This is a genomic window from Acidisoma cellulosilyticum (assembly GCF_020621385.1).
Taxonomy (GTDB): Bacteria; Pseudomonadota; Alphaproteobacteria; order Acetobacterales; family Acetobacteraceae; genus Acidisoma; species Acidisoma cellulosilyticum.
On record NZ_JAESVA010000057.1, the window covers coordinates 1 to 213 of the forward strand.

Genomic DNA, 213 nt, shown 5'->3' on the forward strand with positions numbered 1-213 from the left:
CTAGAGGGTGTCATGTACTTTCCGGTGGCGATGTCGTAATCGAGGGCATGAGCAATTCCCGGGCCCGCAAGCCTTATCCATCTGATGTCAGCGACGAAGAGTGGTCGCTTGTGGTCGGGTATCTGACCTTGATGAAGGAAGATGCGCCGCAGCGGGAGTATGCGCTGCGGGAACTTTTCAATGCCCTACGCTATGTGATCCGTTACGGCATTG

1 protein-coding gene is annotated in these 213 nt (G+C 55.4%); it reads left to right on the forward strand.

What is annotated here, in order from left to right; all coding sequences use genetic code 11:
* Window positions 1–47 precede the first annotated feature (47 nt).
* Window positions 48–213 (forward strand): transposase (locus ACELLULO517_RS28515; protein WP_227310885.1); only part of this gene is annotated, 166 nt, incomplete at its 3' end.